Here is an 18,812-nt window from a genome sequence, read left to right on the forward strand (position 1 = left end):
CATTGAAATACTTATTTTTAACTTAAACAAAGCTCATACTTGAGAAACGAATAAGCGCTAGAATTAATAAAATTTAATCATAGGATACATAAATGAATTTAGATGAAGACGAACTAAAGCTGATGTGGCAAGAAACAATTCCCACAACTAATGAAGATAAAGCCTTGAAGAAAGTGTTAGAGAAATCTTCAAAAGTAACAGCAGCTAAAGATGTTACTGGACTATTTTTTGGCTGGATTTGGGTCGTGTTTTTAGGTTTTGGTGCATCTATGTATTCAGCAAAACGTAAACTTGAGTTACATAGCCAAGGCAATGGAAAAAAACGCATGTTAAAACAAAAAATAGTAACTAAACAAGCGGAACAGTTGAACACTTATACCGGAGATTCAAAATGAATTTAGATGTTTGGACACAATCACTCAGTAATGCACTCTCCAAATTTTGGACAGAAATAGCAGGTTTTTTACCTAACTTATTAGCGACGGTTTTGGTTATTTTAGTAGGATTGTTTATTTCTAAAATAATCACTAAATGGGTTGCTAAAATTATAGAAAAATTAGGATTTGATAAGCTTTGTACAAAATTAAATGTGAGTAAAATTTTAAAAACATTGGGGTTAAAGTCGACTCCTTCAGAAATGATAGGACGCTTATTACACCTATTTTTTGTATTAATTATTCTTGTTGCTGGCGCTGAAACACTTGGATTAGATAGGTTTTCAGCCATTTTAGATACCTTTGTGCAATACCTTCCTAAATTATTAGGCGCACTGGTTATTACTTTACTGGGTTTATTTCTTGCTAAATCAGGTAAAAGCAAAGTTGAAACATCACTTGATAACATAGGCGTGGAATACGGTTCCTCTGTAGGGCGTGTATTACAAATACTGGTGTTAGCGATTACTTTTTCATTAGTTATTGGGCAACTTGAGCTTGAAACAGAATTACTAAATACCATTTTCACCGTATTAATTGCCAGTTTAGGTGTCGCACTTGCGTTAGCCTTAGGCTTAGGTACTAAAAGTATTGCAAACAGTATTGTTTCGGGCATTTACGCCAGAGAGCAATTAATGCCGGGTGATGAAGTAGAATTTGAAGGCTTTGTTGGTAATGTTGTTGCGGTAAGTACCGTAAATACATTACTTGAAAATAAAGAAGGCCGTAGATTAAGTGTACCAAATCAAGACTTATTAACTCGTAAGTTTATTGTTACGCCGTTGAATGATTCAATTAAGTAAAACACTAACAATGAGTTAATTATGAAAACACCAGAGAACGAGAAAAATCTTGTCTCTGATCGGTTATTACAATTAGATGATTTAGAGCTAGTGCGTATTGCGAGCCTTCAATTACCTTATGTAACAACAGCTTATGAAGTGCTTTTCCATCGATATCATAATAAATTAATACAAATATGTTATCGATACTTAGACTCGAAAGAAGAAGCAGAAGAAGCTGTTAATGACACCATGCTAAATGTTTTTAACAACCTTAAACGCTTTGAACAACGAGCGAGTTTTAAAACATGGATATACAGAATTGCCTACAATCAGGCGTTAACTAGGTTAAGAAAAAAGAAATTAGATCAAGTCGATTTAGATGAAGCTGAAAATATAATTTTAGAAGACGCCTCAGAAGATTTGACTGAGAGAAGTAGCCAACTTAATCATATGTTGGCTCGACTTAGCTTAGAAGAGCGTTCTATAGTTGTTTTTCGTATTGCTGGCGATCTTGAGTTTAATGATATTGCTCTCATAGTAGAGCAGAAGTTAAGCACAGTGAAGATGCGCTATAAACGAGCATTAGAAAAAATGGCTGGCACTGTAAGCGCTGACGATCAAGATATAGATAGTGGTTAATTAAGTAGAGGTGTTAGGTCTTATTATTCCTTATTTTAAGACCTAATAGCTCAAACTTAGAAGGCGTATAGGGTAAGTACCATTAAAAATATAACATTAGCCATCACTTCATTTGTAAATGTACTGTGATACATTTATTCGCATCAGTAACGGAATCACGCCCTTAGCATCTATGACTAAAGCGACGACAAGTTAAATAAACAGTTTGACTTTTTAACACTAAATATCATCCCCTACTTTTCGTATTTAACTCTCTTCTTTTTTATATTCTTAAAAAACTTATCAAATAATTAATTTAAATGTGACTTTTCAATTATTAGTGTCGTCTACCTTTATGAAAATAGTTTTATTAACTATATACCCGTTGTTATTCAATATCTGTGCAATAAGTATTTGATTGGTAATGGGTATATAAACATGAATTAAAAGGTGAAGTAAAAATGAAAAAGAAATTTATCGCATTAAATATGCTGGCTCTTATGTCTCACGGTGCACTTGCTGAAGATAACTCTGTAGAGAAAGAATCTTGGTTTGGTGGTTTTGTAGAATATTATAATGCAGACAATGAGAAGTTTCTTCCTGCTCCTCAGTTTAACGATGGCTTTGGTTTAGGTCTTGAATATGGAATCCGCTTTAGTCCTTCTTGGGCGAGCAGAATTGAATGGTCGCATGTGAACTTAGAGACTAAAGGACCGAAACAAAGTATTGGCGGAGATAGAGGAGGTATTGATGTATTGTTTTTCCCTCAGCAGTCTGATTACTACGTATTTACTGGATTAAAAATAGAAAAGTATGATGATACTCAACGTCTTGTTAATGTGGGATTAGGGCGTCATTGGAAAACTAATTCCAACTTTAAAATTATTACGGAAATTGCTGCTCATCACGACTTTGGCGAAGGCTTTAATGATCATAGTGTCAAAGTAGGCTTTTCGTATGCTTTTGGTGGTGAGAAGAAAGCTACCCGTTCAGCAGCACGTATTGAAGATACAGATAGGGATGGTGTTCAAGACAATAGAGATTTATGCCCTAATACACCCGCGAATAGTCGCGTAGATAATACAGGCTGTGTTATGGCTAAGCCGGTTGTTGCAGACAGTGACAATGATGGTATCCCAAACAATAAAGATGCCTGTGCTAATACACCATCAATCGACAAAGTAGACAGCAAAGGCTGTAGTATATTTGAAGATAAAGAAGTTAGAATGCAGCTAGATATGAAGTTTGCTCATAACTCGAGCATCGTAAATAAAAACGATATGTCTCAACTAGAAGCATTTTCAACATTTTTGACACGATTTCCTAATACGAAAGTCGTGATAGAAGGCCACAGTTCGTCACTAGGCGATAAGCAGTATAACGTTTGGTTATCGAAAAAAAGAGCTGAGTCAGTAAAAAACATTCTAGTTAAAGAATATAACATTAATTCTGATCGTATTGATGTTGTAGGCTACGGTGACGCTAAGTTACTAGATAATAGTGGAACGATTAAAGCGCATAAAGTTAACCGACGTATAATGGCTAATGTAACAGCTGTAGAACGCAAAAAAATCACCAAATAAACAATATAATTTAAGGGAGCTATAGTCTCCCTTTATTTTTTAGTTTCTTTTTAGAAGGAAATAAAAATTATAGATTACTCAGATCTTTCCATTCATCTTCATTAAGAATTTTTTCAGCGTCTAAAAGGATAAGTAATTCGCCGCCTTTGTTTGACACTCCTTCAATAAATTTGGCTGTTTCATCATTTCCTACATTAGGTGCAATATCAACATCACTTGCCTGAAGGCTAATCACTTCTGCAACACTGTCCACTAAAATGCCAATAATTTGTGTTCCAACTTCTAGAATAACAATACGTGTGTCATCCGTAACATCTTGCTCAGGTAAAGAAAACTTTTCTCGAGTATTTAAAACACTAATCACATTACCGCGTAAATTAATAATGCCTAAAACATAACTAGGTGCCCCTGGTATAGGAGAGATTTCACTATAACGTTGAATCTCTTGTACCTTTAATACTCGAATACCATAGTTTTCACCGTTTAAACTAAACTTTACCCACTGTGTGGTTTCATTTTGTGCATTATTTTCAGCTGCAGCTTGATTCATATTTAAACTCCGTTTGTGCATTTTCAAGGTAAAGTATTAAATACTTTAGTTGCTATAGTTTAATTATACAATTAAAAGAAAGCTAAGCCTTAATTTTATTAAATCTTACTGATTTATTAATATACGAACTATTTTATGATAAAAACAAACTATCCTGTTTTAATCATTACCTATTTATAAAACATTCATGAATTACATTGATTAACTATTACGGCACGCATAAAAAAACCTTTAACACAGGGCTACTGCGTTAAAGGCTCAACAACCTGATTTAAAAGGTTTAAGTTGGAAATTGCATTTCAGGTACGTGATTAGGTACGACGAGTTCACCGGCTGTAAGTTTAACAATTTCTTCAACTGATACACCGGGTGCGCGTTCAAGTAAATGGAACTTCCCTTCTTTAATTTCAAGAAAAGCTAAATCAGTCAGTACTTTTTTAATACAACCTTTGCCTGTTAGCGGTAAAGTGCATTCTGCTAAAAGTTTTGATTCACCATGTTTTGAAGCATGCGTCATGGTTACAATAATGTTGTCTGCGCCAGCCACTAAATCCATTGCGCCGCCCATACCTTTAATTAATTTACCAGGGATCATGTACGAGGCAATATTACCTTGGCAATCCACTTCAAAGGCACCTAAAACAGTTAAATCGACATGTCCGCCACGTATCATGGCAAAAGACTCAGCACTATCGAACAACGACGCACCTGTGGCCATGGTTACCGTTTGTTTACCGGCATTTATTAAGTCAGCATCCACTTCTTCGTCTGTTGGAAATTGCCCCATACCTAATAAACCATTTTCAGATTGAAGCATAACTTCTATACCTTCAGGCACATAATTGGCCACTAAGGTTGGAATACCTATGCCTAAATTGACGTAAAAGCCGTCTTGTAATTCTTGCGCTACGCGCTGCGCTAATTGTTCTCTTGATAAAGCCATAATATATACTCCTTAAGCTGAAGGACGTGTAGTACGTTGTTCAATTACTTTCTCAAAGTTACCCAAAATAACTCGGTCAACATAAATACCCGGTGTATGAATATGATCTGGATCTAATTCTCCCGGTTGAACAATTTCTTCTACTTCAACTACAGTAATTTTACCGGCAGTTGCTGCCATAGGGTTAAAGTTGCGTGCAGTTTTACGAAAAACTAAATTACCGTAGGTGTCAGCCTTCCACGCTTTAACTATGGCAAAGTCGCCTTTAATCGATTCTTCTAAAATGTAATGTCTGCCATTAATTTCACGCGACTCTTTACCTTCAGCAACGGGAGTGCCGTAACCTGTTGCAGTAAAAAAAGCAGGAATACCAGCACCTGCCGCACGCATTTTTTCAGCTAATGTACCTTGTGGTGTTAGTTCTACTTCTAACTCACCACTCATCATTTGGCGTTCAAATTCTTCGTTTTCGCCCACGTAAGAAGCCACCATTTTTTTGACTTGCTTGTCGTGTAACAAAATACCTAAACCATGATTTGTTGTTCCGCAGTTATTTGATACAACAGTGAGGTTTTTAGTACCTTTATTTTTAATTTCTTTAATTAAATTTTCTGGAATACCACAAAGACCAAAACCACCAGCTATCAGTGTCATGCCATCTTCTAAGCCAGACATAGCCTCTTCATAGCTGTTTACCACTTTATTAAAACCCGACATGATATTTGTTCTCCAAAATATAAATCAGCAAAAAAACATTTAATAGCTAATATTGAATCACGCTTAAAGTTTTATCAAATTTAAAGAATCAAACCATTAATAAATTAAATTTATATTTAACACGCATTGTTAAATATGCGTTAAATGCAATAACGTAACTTTTACATAACCCTTACTAATTAAAGGATGTAATAAATTCGTCACATTCCGTATGCCATAATTTATATACACTTATTAATTAAGAAAATAACATGCGTGTTTCCTCCTTCTTTAGACTATCAAGTATCACCATTTTTGCCTTTGCATTAACCTTTATCGCTACTTTGTATTGGGTTTTGAATACTTATAAAACCAGCAGATTAATCAGTAACGACTATCAAATCATAAAAAACCTTGTGTCTATTAAGCTCAACAACATCATTACAACTTATTTAGAAACAGGTAATGCCACACTACTTACAGAAGCCGATATTACATTAGAAGAAATCACCCATAACGCTAAAAATATGTCGAGCAACAACATAGCGTCAGACATTGAAAATAAAGTAACTGAGCTACAGTTACTGCTTTCCACCAAAATAAGAGCATTAGGCAAACTCAGTGGCGACCCTGCCGCACTTTTACGTAATAACGAGCAAACCATTAGCGCTATTATTATTGATTTAAAAAAATATGTAGATGTATCAAACAGTATTAACACAGCTCAAAAAGAACAATACACCAATATACTGCTTATCCTTTCCAACCAATTAACCACCTTAATTAATCTTAGAGAAAAAGTACTGGTTAATAACGCGATACGCGACTCGATTGATTTAGCCATAGCCGATTTGTCTATCAGCAGCCAAAAACTGCAAGCCTTTCCGCTGTTAGGTATTATTGAAGAAAAAACCGCTGACGATGAATTAAGTTTCGATGATGATGAAGAAGCCACAGATTTAAGTGAGGAAGTACTTGATGAGTTGCTATCGCTAACCAACAGATACAAAAATGAATTAAACACCACCCTCGCCAATCAAACTGAACAAATTAGCGGTAAAAAACAACTTTCAAGCCAACTCAATGAACTAAAAATTATTGTAGAAAGCGGCGAACAAAGCATTGTGGAACAACAAATAACAACGGAGCAACAAACTCAACGCATTACCATAGGGTTAGTGATTGGTTTACTCGTTTATTTATTAGGTAACTTTTTTTTACAAAAGCGCATTGTGCTAAAGCCTTTACAACTTTTAAGAAACAGCTTTGTACAACTCGTAGAAACAGGTGATGTAAACAATATTACAGGGATTAATGAAAAAACCGAACTGGGTGAAATATCTACAAGCTTTAATGAACTTGTTGGCATACTCAATAAACAAGATGCACAAAAAGCCGAGCAACTTGGCTTAGTTTCTAATGCTTTGCAAACCATGCAAAATCAAGCCACTGCTATTAACAACACCTCTGGAGAAGCAAGCCAACAGGTTGAAAATGCGCAATACCTGATGATCACACTGAGTGAAGCAACCGATAGGGTCAATGAGTTGTCAAAGCAAGTTGTAGACAACGCTAACAATACTCAACACGCCATGAACACAAGCCAAGAACATGTATCACAGGTGATTAAAGCCAGCGAGTTAACTAATATTGCGGCTCAAACAGGTAAAAATGAAATTTTAAAACTAATTCAATCAGTAAATAGCGTAAGTAGTATTGTAGAAGTGATAGGTTCGATAGCCGATCAAACAAATTTATTAGCCTTAAACGCGGCTATTGAAGCAGCTAGGGCAGGCCAACATGGTAGAGGATTTTCTGTAGTGGCTGATGAAGTAAGGCAACTAGCCTGTAAAACTCAAGATTCTTTATTACAAATTAGCGGTCGCCTTACCCAATTACAATCTGTCAGCAAAAGTATTGAAGAAACAATTTTAGGTATTGAATTCGCATCAAACAAACAACAAACCATTGCCACTCAATTACAAAGTAACGCAATACAAGTATCTGAACATGCGCAAGCTTCAGCAACCGTAGCTCAAGATACGCTAGGACAAATAACATTACAGCGTGAACAATACACTGTTTTTGAAAAAGCCATGATCCAAGTAAACCAACAAGTAGAGCAATCTAAACAGCTCGCTGAAATTATTGTTAACGACGTAACTGATCAAGTAAAAGACATTAATACTACTCTCAATTTAAGTACTTAATTTTTCTGGGCTTGTTAACCTTTCACGATTACTTTCATAGCCTATCAACAAAATAGAACATGTGATATGCAGCAAGCTACTCGATCATACGCAAATTACCACTAGGCAAGCTCTCTGAAAATCATCTAGAATGGATTGATAGCACAGAGAGGCCAAGCCAATGAGTAAGTCTTTATGTAAGTGGAAAAAAAAGGAAATTGAAAAAGGACTTCATGAACTAGCACATATTGTTGATAAACCCCGCTTTGTCTGTAAAGATTGTGCAAGAGCAGCACACGACAAAGGGTTTCTTTGTAAACCAGTTAAATTACCATTATCTAATTAAACTATTTTAAGGACTATTCATGATCAAGCAAAACGAAAAAATGCCAACGGGTGAACTACAAGAACTAACAAGTGAAGGTATGATCACGCACAATACCGACGAGTTATTTGCTAACAAAAAAGTGGTTTTATTTGCCGTACCTGGTGCCTTTACACCAACCTGTTCAGAATCACATTTACCAGGCTATGTTGTATTAGCCGATCAGCTACAGGCTAAAGGTGTTGATCAAATTATTTGTTTATCAGTTAACGATGCCTTTGTTATGAATGCTTGGGGCAAAGCAAGTAATGCAGAACACATTACTATGGTTGCAGATGGTGATGCTAGCTATACAAAATTACTCGGTTTAGAACTAGACACTGCAGCTTTTGGTGGCGTACGCTCTCAACGCTACGCAATGGTGATCGATAACGGCGTGGTAACTAACTTACTTGTTGAAAAACCGAAAGAATTTGAAGCAAGTAAAGCTGAAACGGTATTAGCAAGCTTATAAGCGACACTAACACTATTCATATCACTAAAAGAAATGAAAACCATTATCATTATATGTCACTGTTTTTATTATGGTTTTCTTTCTATTTTCACTTGAAGTCTTATGATAAACAAGGCAAGATCCATTCAACTTTAAAACACTAGAGAAACATCATGCTAAAAGCTCCAATGGTTGAAAAACTAAATACACAAATTAATTTAGAATTTTATTCGTCAAACCTTTATTTACAAATGAGCGCTTGGTGTGAAGAAAAAGGCTTTGAAGGTGCGGCTCAGTTTATGCGTAAACACGCTGCCGAAGAAATGGACCACATGACACGTTTATTCACTTACGTGAGTGAAACAGGTGCATTACCTATTTTAGGAGCTATTGATGCACCGCCACATGAGTTTAAATCTTTAGCTGACATTTTTGAAAAAACCTACGAGCACGAATGTTTAATTACCGAACGTATTAATTCTTTAGCGCATGAAGCTTTTACTAATCAAGACTATTCAACATTTAACTTCTTACAATGGTATGTTGCTGAGCAACACGAAGAAGAAACACTTTTCAAAAGCGTATTAGACAAAATTAACTTAGTGGGACACGACGGACACGCATTGTTCTTCGTTGATAAAGATTTAGCAGAAATGGCAAAAGCAGGTACTTCACCAAGTATTATGTCACCAGCTAACGCTTAAGTTATTCTATTTAAAAAGCTCGCTGTACCCTTTCAATCATTAATGAAACGGATATAGCGAGCTTTTTTGTTTAAAGATTATTTTGACTAAAGTAACTTTACGATCGCCTTATTGCGTTTGCTTCACCAGATTCACGCTATAACCCGACACTGAGTTAACATCGGTTTCAATAACCATAAACATATCGTTTGAGTCTTCATCCATTATCATTTCAAAGCTCGACAAAATAACACTGCTACCATCAATTTCTGCAATAGCGAACACCTGATAGGTGTTATTACGTAAGCTAATTGATTCGGCTTCTGAATATTTTACAGCCCGAGTAAGTGACGCGGTAGAAATGGTTTCATTGTCTCTCACAAAATAAACTTTAACCTGATTAAAATTTGTGTCATCAACTAAATTAACCATAGACACGCTATGATCATATAAGCTGTCTTTCGTACTATTGCTTACCGCTAAAGAGTTGACTTTAACTTCAATGTCATCAACCTTTCCATCATCATCTGTGTCTATATCTTTTTCTGTAAGATAAAAGAAAAAGGTTTTATAGGTGTTTTCTACCAAACTAAGTAAATGATTGCGCAATAAAAACCCGCCATTGTCGGTTGATTTAATATCAATACTGTAATCACCATTATTTAATGTTAACGCGCTACTTAACTGACCTTGCTCTAGCTCGGCAATGTCTTCGTTTTGATAAACCCCTCTTATAGCTACATCAAACTTACCTTGATAATCAGGTAATAATGTATGTGTTTTGATAGCATTGTAGGCTTTGAATTTAGCTACAGCGTCAGCGTCTAAATATTCTTCAGTAAACGAGTTAGATATTTTGTCTAATGCATAAGGTGAGGTTCCTGCTCCAATGTTTTCTCGTACTACCAGAGTATATTGTGCTGGATATTCGTAAGTCACTTCTTTTGATTTAAATAGCACCTCGGTTTGGCCCGCTTTGGTGATGTAAAAAATATAACTGCCTTGATCAAACTTTTTGTTTTCTGAAAGCTCGGTATAGCTGTATTCGCCTATGAGTTGAGCTTCGTTAAATGTTTCATCATTTTTAGATAAATACACATCAATGTCTTCGTTATTTACATAAGCATTAAGTATTCGCAGGTTGAACTGTTTGTTTTCTTTGTCTTCTGTATTATCTACTATCGCAATGTCATAAAAATTCACTTTAGGCGACGCTACACTGTTACTTAGCACAACTAACTGCATGGTTTTTTCTTTTACTGTGAAGCTACCTTCGTCAATTATTTTTAAGTTTTCGCGTTCACTACTGTCTTTATTTTGCCAAGCAACTTCATAAAAGTAGTCATTCGCTTTCACCTCATAGCTGGTATTGGCCTTGGTATATTCTATGTTTTTAAAGGTGGTTTCTACCTTATCTTTTTCACTGCTTTCAAGGTCTTCATCTACAGTAAAAAACATAGCGGGTGAATCTTTAGACGCATTGTAAAACTTCACAAAACCATTATTACTATTCTTTTTTTCTTCATCTTTACTGTCTGATCCACAACCCGTTAATACCAGCATGGCACTAAACACTAATGCAGTCGCTTGCTTAACATTCATGTTCACTCTATTACAAAAATTCATAATCCATCCTTCAATATGCTCAATAAAACATTAAAATTGATTAACTTCGATAAACAGACTACTAATGATCTACCGAAATTTGAAAAAAACTATATTGCTGAAAACGATTATAAATAGATGTAATAATTACATTTATTCACAATAATGATACACATGGTTACATCAAGCAGTGAGTAACTTTATTCGCTTATACAGCTTGTTCTCACTTATAATAAATCCATAAAATTTTGAACACTTAATTAGGCTGTATTTTGATTTCTACTGACGTACTTATTATTGGCGCTGGTGCCGCAGGTTTAATGGCTGCAGCTACGGCTGGATATCGCGGCAAAAAAGTAATTGTTGTTGATATGGGTAAAAAGCCCGGTAGAAAAATATTAATTAGTGGTGGCGGCCGTTGCAATTTTACAAACGAAAACGCAACGCCTGAAAACTACTTATGTAGCAATCCGCATTTTGTAAAATCAGCCCTTAGCCGTTACGGTTCTCAAAGCTTTATTGAATTAGTGGAGCGCCATGGTGTTGAATATCATCATAAAACATTAGGCCAACTGTTTTGTGACAACAGTGCACAAGACATCGTAGACGTTTTGATGACCGAATGTGATTGGGCCGGTGTAGAAGTACATTTACGTAGCGAAGTTTCTAGCATTACTAAAAACGAGCAAGGTTTTTTAGTGTCTACGACCAACCAACAATATCAATGTAATTCATTGATTATCGCTTCTGGCGGATTAACCATGCCTAAACTGGGCGCTTCCCCAATTGGTTATAAGATTGCAGAACAGTTCGGCCTAAAAGTATTACCTACAACCGCAGCTTTAGTGCCTTTTACCCTGCACGATTTTGACAAAGAACGCTTCGACGGACTTTCAGGTATTAGTATTCCTACCGAAGTTACCAGCGAAAATGGCGTTACCTTTAAAGAAAATATTCTTTTCACTCACCGAGGTTTATCTGGCCCCGCCATTTTACAAATATCGTCTTTTTGGCAAGCAGGACAGGCAGTTACATTAAATTTATTACCAGAGCAATCGATCACTTCGCTTATGGAAGAATGGCGTGAAAGTAGCCCGAAAAAATCACTTAAAAACATGCTAGCCACCCTACTACCTAAAAGCTTTATTGAAGCTATGGTAAGTAAAAACGAAATAACTGACAAAGCCATTAATCAGCTAAGTAAAGAAGAAATCACGCAAATAAGTAAATACTTACATACTTGGATAATTAAACCTAATGGGACTGAAGGCTACAGAACTGCAGAAGTAACCTTAGGCGGTGTGGATACCGACGAACTTAGCTCAAAAACTTTTGAAGCGAAAAAAGTACCTAACCTGTATTTTATTGGTGAAGTAATCGACGTTACTGGTTGGTTAGGAGGCTATAATTTTGCCTTTTGTTGGGCTGCAGGTGTAGCGTGTGGGTTGGCGGTTTAACCCAGTAGCGGCAATAAAATCCCCTCACGATAAGAATAAACGTCAAAAATTTTTACATACTTAATATTATTATTTTCAATAAATCACATAATAAGCTGTTAATAAAGAGTTTTATTTTTATGGCTTACTTTGTGCTAGAGTATTAGTTGTTTAAAGTATATTTCCATAAAATTTGGAAAAAATGAGAGGTAACATGAGTTCTAAACTATTAAGCATAGCGTTGACTATTTTGGTTTTATTTTCTGCAAGTAGCGTACATGCCAACCTGATCACTGGAGACGTTTATTTAGACGCTGCTGGTGAACGTTGGGAATATGTAACTCTTTTTGATTTAGTTGGCAACAACAATCCTAAAGCCGAATCCTCACCTCATTGGAGTATTGCTAAACCAGTTAATGGCTTAGAAGCTGCAGCATACTTTTTAGATGGAAACACCAGTAATTACGCTTTAAGTGCTTTTTCATCAACTTTTGATATGACAACAATAAGCACTGGTGCAAATATCGTAAACCATTTAGCTTGGTACGATGGTAACCTAGGCGCTATATCTAGACTTGCTGAAAATATTGTTGCTGACGCTAATGGCGACAATCAATACAATAATAAGCAAGATTTTTCGGCTTGGATTGATGACCGTGCAGTAAGTGGTGATTATATTAATTACATCTTCAAAAAAGTAGCTAACGTTCCAGAACCTTCAACATTAATTATTTTTGCAATTGCATTATGTGGTTTAAGTGCTCGTCGTTTTAAGGCTCTTGCCTCTAAATAGAACAATAATTTTCTTATTTTTTTTAAGTGGCGATATTGTAAAATATCGCCATTTTTATTTTTACTCTTCAGCCCTTTTACCTCATCATTTAAATAAAAGAACCTTCACCTTTCTAAGCCATTTTTATTTTCTTCTACTCTGTTTAAACACCTTCTTTATTTAATTAAATAATGGCGAGTATGTATTATCTAGATGAGTGGTTCATATACTGCTATAGTCTTATATAATAAGAGTTAATGTCCATATTTGTGAAAACAAATTAATAAACATTAACTTGGTGAATAATCTGCGTATGTAGTGATATATAAAACCTCATTATCAATTATTTCTACGTAAAGACTTCAACATTAGCAATTGATTAAGTAAATTATTAGGGATGTAGTTCATGAACAGTTTTGTGGCTTCAAAAAATGCAAAAATAACTGATATCAAGGGAATCGTTAACAGCGATCCAGGTGTGGATATTCCGTTAAATGTTGGTGATAACATAACTGCTGGTACAAAAATTGTTTTTTCAGAAAATAGTGAGATAACACTTACTTTTAATGACGGAAGTCAGCAACGTGTCTCTAGTGATACTTCAAGCGATGCGCTCACTATTGAGAATGTTGAAGATGATGTTAGTGAGATTGTAAATACAAATTCAGAAAACACAGTACTCGATGATATTAATGCGATCCAAGAGCTAATTGAGTCAGGCGATGATGTAGAGCTTCCTGATACTGCTGCTGGTGATATTCTAAATAATAGCGGAGGTAGTTTCACCAGACTTGATAGAAGTGCTGCAGAAACACTAGCACAAGCAGGTTATGACACAGCAGAATTGACTAATGGTTTTATCACTCCGACCGTCCCAAATACTGAAATTAACGCTCCAGCAACTCCGACTTCATCAATATCAGATCTTACCGACGCTAATGAAACATTAACGATCGGTGAAGATAATACGCTCAACGGTAACTTGCTTACAAACGCTTCAAGCACCGATGGCACGCCGGTTATCACGGAATTCACCGTGGGTGGTAATACCTTCACCCTCGATCCATTGGGTACAACCGCTACCCTTGCTGAAGGTGAGCTAACCATTAATCCTAATGGAACCTTTACGTTTGTGCCGACCGCCGATTACAACGGTCCGGTGCCTGAAGTGCTGTATACCGTTTCTGATGGTGTGAATACTGAAACCTCTACCTTGAATATCGAGGTGACGCCTGAATCTGATTTAACGGATGATAATGAAACCCTATCTGTGCCAGAAGATGGGACGTTAAACGGTAACTTGCTTACAAACGCTTCAAGCACCGATGGCACGCCTGTGATCACTGAATTCACCGTGGGCGGCAATACGTTCACCCTCGATCCAATAGGCACAACCGCAACGTTAGCGGAAGGTGAATTAACCATTAATCCTAACGGAACCTTTACGTTTGTGCCGACAGCCGATTACAACGGTCCGGTGCCTGAAGTGCTTTATACCGTTTCTGATGGTGTAAATACTGAAACCTCCACCTTGAATATCGAGGTGACGCCAGAATCTGATTTAACGGATGATAACGAGACTCTATCAGTAGCAGAAGATGGTTCACTTTCAGGTGATCTATTAGCCAATGCTACTAGTACCGACGGTACACCAACCATCACGGAATTCACGGTAGGTGGTAATACCTTCACCGTCGATCCACAAGGTACCACCACAACGTTAGCGGAAGGTGAATTAACCATTAACCCTAATGGAACCTTTACCTTTGTACCAACAGCCGATTACAACGGCCCAGTTCCTGAAGTGCTGTATACCGTTTCTGATGGTGTGAATACCGATACGTCTACCTTGAATATTGAGGTGACGCCTGAGTCTGATTTAACGGATGATAACGAGACTCTATCAGTAGCAGAAGATGTTTCACTTTCAGGTGATCTATTAGCCAATGCTACTAGTACCGACGGCACGCCTGTGATCACTGAATTCACGGTCGGCGGTAATACTTTTACTGTCGACCCCTTGGGTACGACCGCAACGTTAGCGGAAGGCGAGTTAACCATTAACCCCAATGGCACGTTTACGTTTGTACCGACTGCGGATTACAACGGTCCGGTTCCTGAAGTCCTTTATACGATTTCTGATGGCGTGAATACTGATACGTCTACCTTGAATATTGACGTAACACCTGAGTCTGACTTAACCGATGACAACGAAACCCTCAGTGTGCCTGAAGATGGTTCGCTAACGGGCAATCTATTAACGAATGCCGCAAGCACCGACGGCACGCCCGTTATTACGGAATTTACGGTGGGCGGTAATACCTTTACCATCGATCCGCTGGGTACAACCGCAACGTTAGCGGAAGGTGAATTAACCATTAACCCTGATGGAACCTTCACGTTTGTGCCAACAGCCGATTACAACGGTCCGGTGCCTGAAGTGCTTTATACCATTTCAGATGGCGTGAATACGGATACGTCAACACTCAATATCGACGTAACACCTGAATCTGATTTAACCGATGACAACGAAACCCTCAGTGTGCCAGAAGATGGCACGCTTTCAGGCAACTTGCTCACCAATGCGGCAAGCACCGACGGTACGCCAGTTATTACGGAATTTACCGTAGGTGGTAATACGTTCACCGTTGATCCACTAGGTACAACCACAACGTTACCGGAAGGTGAATTAACCATTAATCCTAATGGCACGTTTACGTTTGTACCCACGGCTGACTACAACGGCCCTGTACCTGAAGTGCTTTATACGATTTCTGATGGCGTCAATACTGATACGTCTACCTTGAATATCGACGTAACACCAGAATCTGACTTAACGGACGACAATGAAGTATTAACCACCGCTGAAGATACCGACCTTTCAGGCGATCTATTAACGAATGCAGCAAGCACTGACGGCACGCCTGTGATCACCGAATTTACGGTGGGCGGCAATACTTTCACCGTCGATCCGCTAGGTACAACGGCAACGTTAGCGGAAGGTGAATTAACCATTAATCCTAATGGAACCTTTACCTTTGTACCAACAGCCGATTACAACGGTCCGGTACCACAAGTGCTTTATACGATATCCGATGGCGTGAATACCGATACGTCTACTTTGAATATCGAGGTGACGCCTGAATCTGATCTCTCCGATGATAATGAAACCCTATCTGTGCCAGAAGATGGCACGTTAAACGGTAACTTGCTTACAAACGCGGCAAGCACTGACGGTACGCCAGTTATTACTGAATTTACCGTGGGTGGCAATACTTTCACTGTCGATCCGCTGGGTACAACCGCGACTCTTACTGAAGGCTCTCTCACCATTAACCCTGATGGAACCTTCACGTTTGTGCCGACAGCTGATTACAACGGTCCGGTACCACAAGTGCTTTATACTATTTCAGATGGTGTGAATACCGATACGTCTACCTTAAATATCGAGGTGACGCCTGAATCTGATTTAACGGATGATAATGAAACATTAACGATCGGTGAAGATAATACGCTCAACGGTAACTTGCTTACAAACGCTACTAGCACTGACGGTACGCCTGTGATCACTGAATTTACGGTGGGCGGCAATACTTTTACTGTCGATCCACTAGGTACAACCGCAACGTTAGCGGAAGGCTCGCTCACCATTAACCCTAACGGAACCTTCACGTTTGTACCGACAGCTGACTACAACGGCCCTGTACCTGAAGTGCTTTATACGATTTCTGATGGCGTGAATACCGATACATCTACACTCAATATTGAGGTGACACCTGAGTCGGATTTAACAGATGACAACGAAACACTCAGTGTGCCTGAAGATGGCACGTTAAACGGTAACCTCCTCACTAATGCGGCAAGTACCGACGGCACGCCTGTGATCACGGAATTTACGGTCGGAGGTAATACTTTCACTGTCGATCCACTAGGTACAACCGCAACGTTAGCGGAAGGCTCGCTCACCATTAACCCTAACGGAACGTTTACGTTTGTGCCGACAGCTGACTACAACGGTCCGGTTCCACAAGTGCTTTATACGATTTCTGATGGCGTAAATACTGATACCTCAACACTCAATATCGACGTAACACCTGAGTCTGACTTAACCGATGACAACGAAACCCTCAGTGTGCCAGAAGATGGTTCGCTTTCAGGCAACTTGCTCACCAATGCGGCAAGTACCGACGGCACGCCTGTGATCACGGAATTTACGGTCGGAGGTAATACTTTCACTGTCGATCCACTAGGTACAACCGCAACGTTAGCGGAAGGCTCGCTCACCATTAACCCTAACGGAACGTTTACGTTTGTACCAACAGCCGATTACAACGGCCCAGTTCCTGAAGTGCTGTATACCGTTTCTGATGGTGTGAATACCGATACGTCTACCTTGAATATCGAGGTGACACCTGAGTCGGACTTAACAGATGACAACGAAACCCTCAGTGTGCCAGAAGATGGCACGTTAAACGGTAACTTGCTCACCAATGCGGCCAGCACTGACGGCACGCCTGTGATCACTGAATTCACGGTCGGCGGTAATACCTTCACCGTCGATCCATTGGGTACAACTACAAGGTTAACGGAAGGTGAATTAACCATTAATCCTAATGGTACTTTCATCTTTGTACCAACAGCCGATTACAACGGTCCGGTACCTGAAGTGGTTTATACCGTTTCTGATGGTGTGAATACCGATACCTCTACCTTGAATATCGACGTAACACCTGAGTCAGATTTAACGGACGACAATGAAGTATTAACCACCGCTGAAGATAATACGCTCAACGGTAACTTGCTCACAAACGCTTCAAGCACCGATGGCACGCCGGTTATCACGGAATTCACGGTAGGTGGTAATACCTTCACCGTCGATCCACAAGGTACCACCACAACGTTAGCGGAAGGTGAATTAACCATTAACCCTAATGGAACCTTTACGTTTGTGCCAACAGCCGATTACAACGGTCCGGTACCTGAAGTGGTTTATACCGTTTCTGATGGTGTGAATACCGATACGTCTACCTTGAATATCGAGGTGACGCCTGAATCTGATTTAACGGATGACAACGAAACCCTCAGTGTGCCTGAAGATGGCACGTTAAACGGTAACTTGCTTACCAATGCGGCCAGCACTGACGGCACGCCTGTGATCACTGAATTTACGGTGGGCGGTAATACATTCACCGTCGATCCGCAAGGTACCACCACAACGTTAGCGGAAGGTGAATTAACCATTAACCCTAATGGAACCTTTACGTTTGTGCCCACCGCCGATTACAACGGTCCGGTACCTGAAGTGCTGTATACCGTTTCCGATGGTGTGAATACCGATACGTCTACCTTGAATATCGAGGTGACGCCTGAGTCTGATTTAACGGATGATAACGAGACTCTATCAGTAGCAGAAGATGGTTCACTTTCAGGTGATCTATTAGCCAATGCTACTAGTACCGACGGTACACCAACCATCACTGAATTCACGGTAGGTGGTAATACCTTCACCGTCGATCCACAAGGTACCACCGCAACGTTAGCCGAGGGTGAGCTAACCATTAATCCTAATGGAACCTTTACGTTTGTACCTACGGCCGATTACAACGGTCCGGTACCTGAAGTGGTTTATACCGTTTCTGATGGTGTGAATACCGATACGTCTACCTTGAATATCGAGGTGACGCCTGAATCTGATTTAAC

The 18,812-nt window shown here is 38.5% G+C and carries 15 protein-coding genes; 11 read left to right on the top strand and 4 right to left on the bottom strand.

Features of this window, described 5'->3' with window-relative positions; translation table 11 throughout:
• Positions 1 to 92: 92 nt before the first annotated feature.
• From B0X80_RS07295 to B0X80_RS07310, 4 genes are all read left to right on the top strand, one after another.
• Positions 93 to 395: a hypothetical protein gene (locus tag B0X80_RS07295; protein WP_175623899.1), complete on the top strand. Its 303-nt coding sequence runs from the start codon at positions 93 to 95 to the stop codon at positions 393 to 395.
• The gene (locus B0X80_RS07300) at positions 392 to 1,237 is read left to right on the top strand and encodes a mechanosensitive ion channel family protein (RefSeq protein WP_077339172.1); all 846 of its coding nucleotides are present in this window, start codon (positions 392 to 394) and stop codon (positions 1,235 to 1,237) included. The genes B0X80_RS07295 and B0X80_RS07300 overlap by 4 nt, the downstream gene beginning before the upstream one ends.
• Before the next feature lie 21 nt (positions 1,238 to 1,258).
• Positions 1,259 to 1,858, top strand: coding sequence for a sigma-70 family RNA polymerase sigma factor (locus B0X80_RS07305; protein ID WP_077339173.1), 600 nt, complete (start codon positions 1,259 to 1,261; stop codon positions 1,856 to 1,858).
• 440 nt (positions 1,859 to 2,298) lie between these two features.
• Complete coding sequence (locus B0X80_RS07310; RefSeq protein WP_077339174.1) at positions 2,299 to 3,420, top strand: OmpA family protein; 1,122 nt, start codon at positions 2,299 to 2,301, stop codon at positions 3,418 to 3,420.
• Between the two features lie 67 nt (positions 3,421 to 3,487).
• Here the strand turns inward: B0X80_RS07310 and B0X80_RS07315 are convergent, their stop codons facing one another.
• The 3 genes from B0X80_RS07315 to B0X80_RS07325 form a co-directional block, all read right to left on the bottom strand.
• The gene (locus tag B0X80_RS07315; RefSeq protein WP_077339175.1) at positions 3,488 to 3,970 is read right to left on the bottom strand and encodes a chemotaxis protein CheW; all 483 of its coding nucleotides are present in this window, start codon (positions 3,968 to 3,970) and stop codon (positions 3,488 to 3,490) included.
• A gap of 280 nt (positions 3,971 to 4,250) precedes the next feature.
• Complete coding sequence (locus tag B0X80_RS07320; RefSeq protein WP_077339176.1) at positions 4,251 to 4,913, bottom strand: 3-oxoacid CoA-transferase subunit B; 663 nt, start codon at positions 4,911 to 4,913, stop codon at positions 4,251 to 4,253.
• Positions 4,914 to 4,925: 12 nt separating this feature from the next.
• Positions 4,926 to 5,630 (bottom strand): CoA transferase subunit A, encoded by a 705-nt coding sequence (locus B0X80_RS07325; RefSeq protein ID WP_077339177.1) that lies wholly within the window; start codon positions 5,628 to 5,630, stop codon positions 4,926 to 4,928.
• A 251-nt stretch (positions 5,631 to 5,881) separates the two neighbouring features.
• On the opposite strand from B0X80_RS07325, the gene B0X80_RS07330 reads away from it, so the two are divergent.
• The 4 genes from B0X80_RS07330 to ftnA all read left to right on the top strand — a co-directional run bounded on the left by B0X80_RS07330 (position 5,882) and on the right by ftnA (position 9,320).
• Positions 5,882 to 7,819 (top strand): methyl-accepting chemotaxis protein, encoded by a 1,938-nt coding sequence (locus B0X80_RS07330; RefSeq protein WP_077339178.1) that lies wholly within the window; start codon positions 5,882 to 5,884, stop codon positions 7,817 to 7,819.
• Between the two features lie 160 nt (positions 7,820 to 7,979).
• Positions 7,980 to 8,144 (top strand): hypothetical protein, encoded by a 165-nt coding sequence (locus B0X80_RS20435; protein WP_175623900.1) that lies wholly within the window; start codon positions 7,980 to 7,982, stop codon positions 8,142 to 8,144.
• Between the two features lie 19 nt (positions 8,145 to 8,163).
• Positions 8,164 to 8,637, top strand: a complete 474-nt coding sequence (locus tag B0X80_RS07335) for a peroxiredoxin (RefSeq protein ID WP_077339179.1) — start codon at positions 8,164 to 8,166, stop codon at positions 8,635 to 8,637.
• Positions 8,638 to 8,789: 152 nt separating this feature from the next.
• Positions 8,790 to 9,320, top strand: a complete 531-nt coding sequence (gene ftnA, locus B0X80_RS07340; protein WP_076419506.1) for a non-heme ferritin — start codon at positions 8,790 to 8,792, stop codon at positions 9,318 to 9,320.
• A gap of 108 nt (positions 9,321 to 9,428) precedes the next feature.
• On the opposite strand, the gene B0X80_RS07345 is transcribed toward ftnA, so the two are convergent.
• Complete coding sequence (locus B0X80_RS07345) at positions 9,429 to 10,925, bottom strand: DUF4397 domain-containing protein (RefSeq protein WP_139345297.1); 1,497 nt, start codon at positions 10,923 to 10,925, stop codon at positions 9,429 to 9,431.
• A gap of 251 nt (positions 10,926 to 11,176) precedes the next feature.
• Here B0X80_RS07345 and B0X80_RS07350 point away from each other — a divergent pair, with 251 nt between their 5' ends.
• The 3 genes from B0X80_RS07350 to B0X80_RS07360 form a co-directional block, all read left to right on the top strand.
• Complete coding sequence (locus B0X80_RS07350; protein WP_077339181.1) at positions 11,177 to 12,361, top strand: BaiN/RdsA family NAD(P)/FAD-dependent oxidoreductase; 1,185 nt, start codon at positions 11,177 to 11,179, stop codon at positions 12,359 to 12,361.
• A 193-nt stretch (positions 12,362 to 12,554) separates the two neighbouring features.
• The gene (locus tag B0X80_RS07355) at positions 12,555 to 13,133 is read left to right on the top strand and encodes a PEP-CTERM sorting domain-containing protein (RefSeq protein ID WP_175623901.1); all 579 of its coding nucleotides are present in this window, start codon (positions 12,555 to 12,557) and stop codon (positions 13,131 to 13,133) included.
• A gap of 385 nt (positions 13,134 to 13,518) precedes the next feature.
• Positions 13,519 to 18,812 (top strand): retention module-containing protein (locus B0X80_RS07360; RefSeq protein WP_139345298.1); only part of this gene is annotated, 5,294 nt, incomplete at its 3' end.

Source organism: Pseudocolwellia agarivorans, assembly GCF_002000085.1.
Classification (GTDB): Bacteria; Pseudomonadota; Gammaproteobacteria; order Enterobacterales; family Alteromonadaceae; genus Pseudocolwellia; species Pseudocolwellia agarivorans.

What these genes read in the sequence shown, in the direction of transcription:
- ftnA (WP_076419506.1), top strand. Translation starts at nt 8,790, where the DNA reads ATGCTAAAAGCTCCAATGGTTGAAAAACTAAATACACAAATTAATTTA.
- B0X80_RS07325 (WP_077339177.1), bottom strand. Translation starts at nt 5,630, where the DNA reads ATGTCGGGTTTTAATAAAGTGGTAAACAGCTATGAAGAGGCTATGTCT.
- B0X80_RS07330 (WP_077339178.1), top strand. Translation starts at nt 5,882, where the DNA reads ATGCGTGTTTCCTCCTTCTTTAGACTATCAAGTATCACCATTTTTGCC.
- B0X80_RS20435 (WP_175623900.1), top strand. Translation starts at nt 7,980, where the DNA reads ATGAGTAAGTCTTTATGTAAGTGGAAAAAAAAGGAAATTGAAAAAGGA.
- B0X80_RS07345 (WP_139345297.1), bottom strand. Translation starts at nt 10,925, where the DNA reads ATGAATTTTTGTAATAGAGTGAACATGAATGTTAAGCAAGCGACTGCA.
- B0X80_RS07335 (WP_077339179.1), top strand. Translation starts at nt 8,164, where the DNA reads ATGATCAAGCAAAACGAAAAAATGCCAACGGGTGAACTACAAGAACTA.
- B0X80_RS07305 (WP_077339173.1), top strand. Translation starts at nt 1,259, where the DNA reads ATGAAAACACCAGAGAACGAGAAAAATCTTGTCTCTGATCGGTTATTA.
- B0X80_RS07320 (WP_077339176.1), bottom strand. Translation starts at nt 4,913, where the DNA reads ATGGCTTTATCAAGAGAACAATTAGCGCAGCGCGTAGCGCAAGAATTA.
- B0X80_RS07355 (WP_175623901.1), top strand. Translation starts at nt 12,555, where the DNA reads ATGAGTTCTAAACTATTAAGCATAGCGTTGACTATTTTGGTTTTATTT.
- B0X80_RS07315 (WP_077339175.1), bottom strand. Translation starts at nt 3,970, where the DNA reads ATGAATCAAGCTGCAGCTGAAAATAATGCACAAAATGAAACCACACAG.
- B0X80_RS07300 (WP_077339172.1), top strand. Translation starts at nt 392, where the DNA reads ATGAATTTAGATGTTTGGACACAATCACTCAGTAATGCACTCTCCAAA.
- B0X80_RS07295 (WP_175623899.1), top strand. Translation starts at nt 93, where the DNA reads ATGAATTTAGATGAAGACGAACTAAAGCTGATGTGGCAAGAAACAATT.
- B0X80_RS07310 (WP_077339174.1), top strand. Translation starts at nt 2,299, where the DNA reads ATGAAAAAGAAATTTATCGCATTAAATATGCTGGCTCTTATGTCTCAC.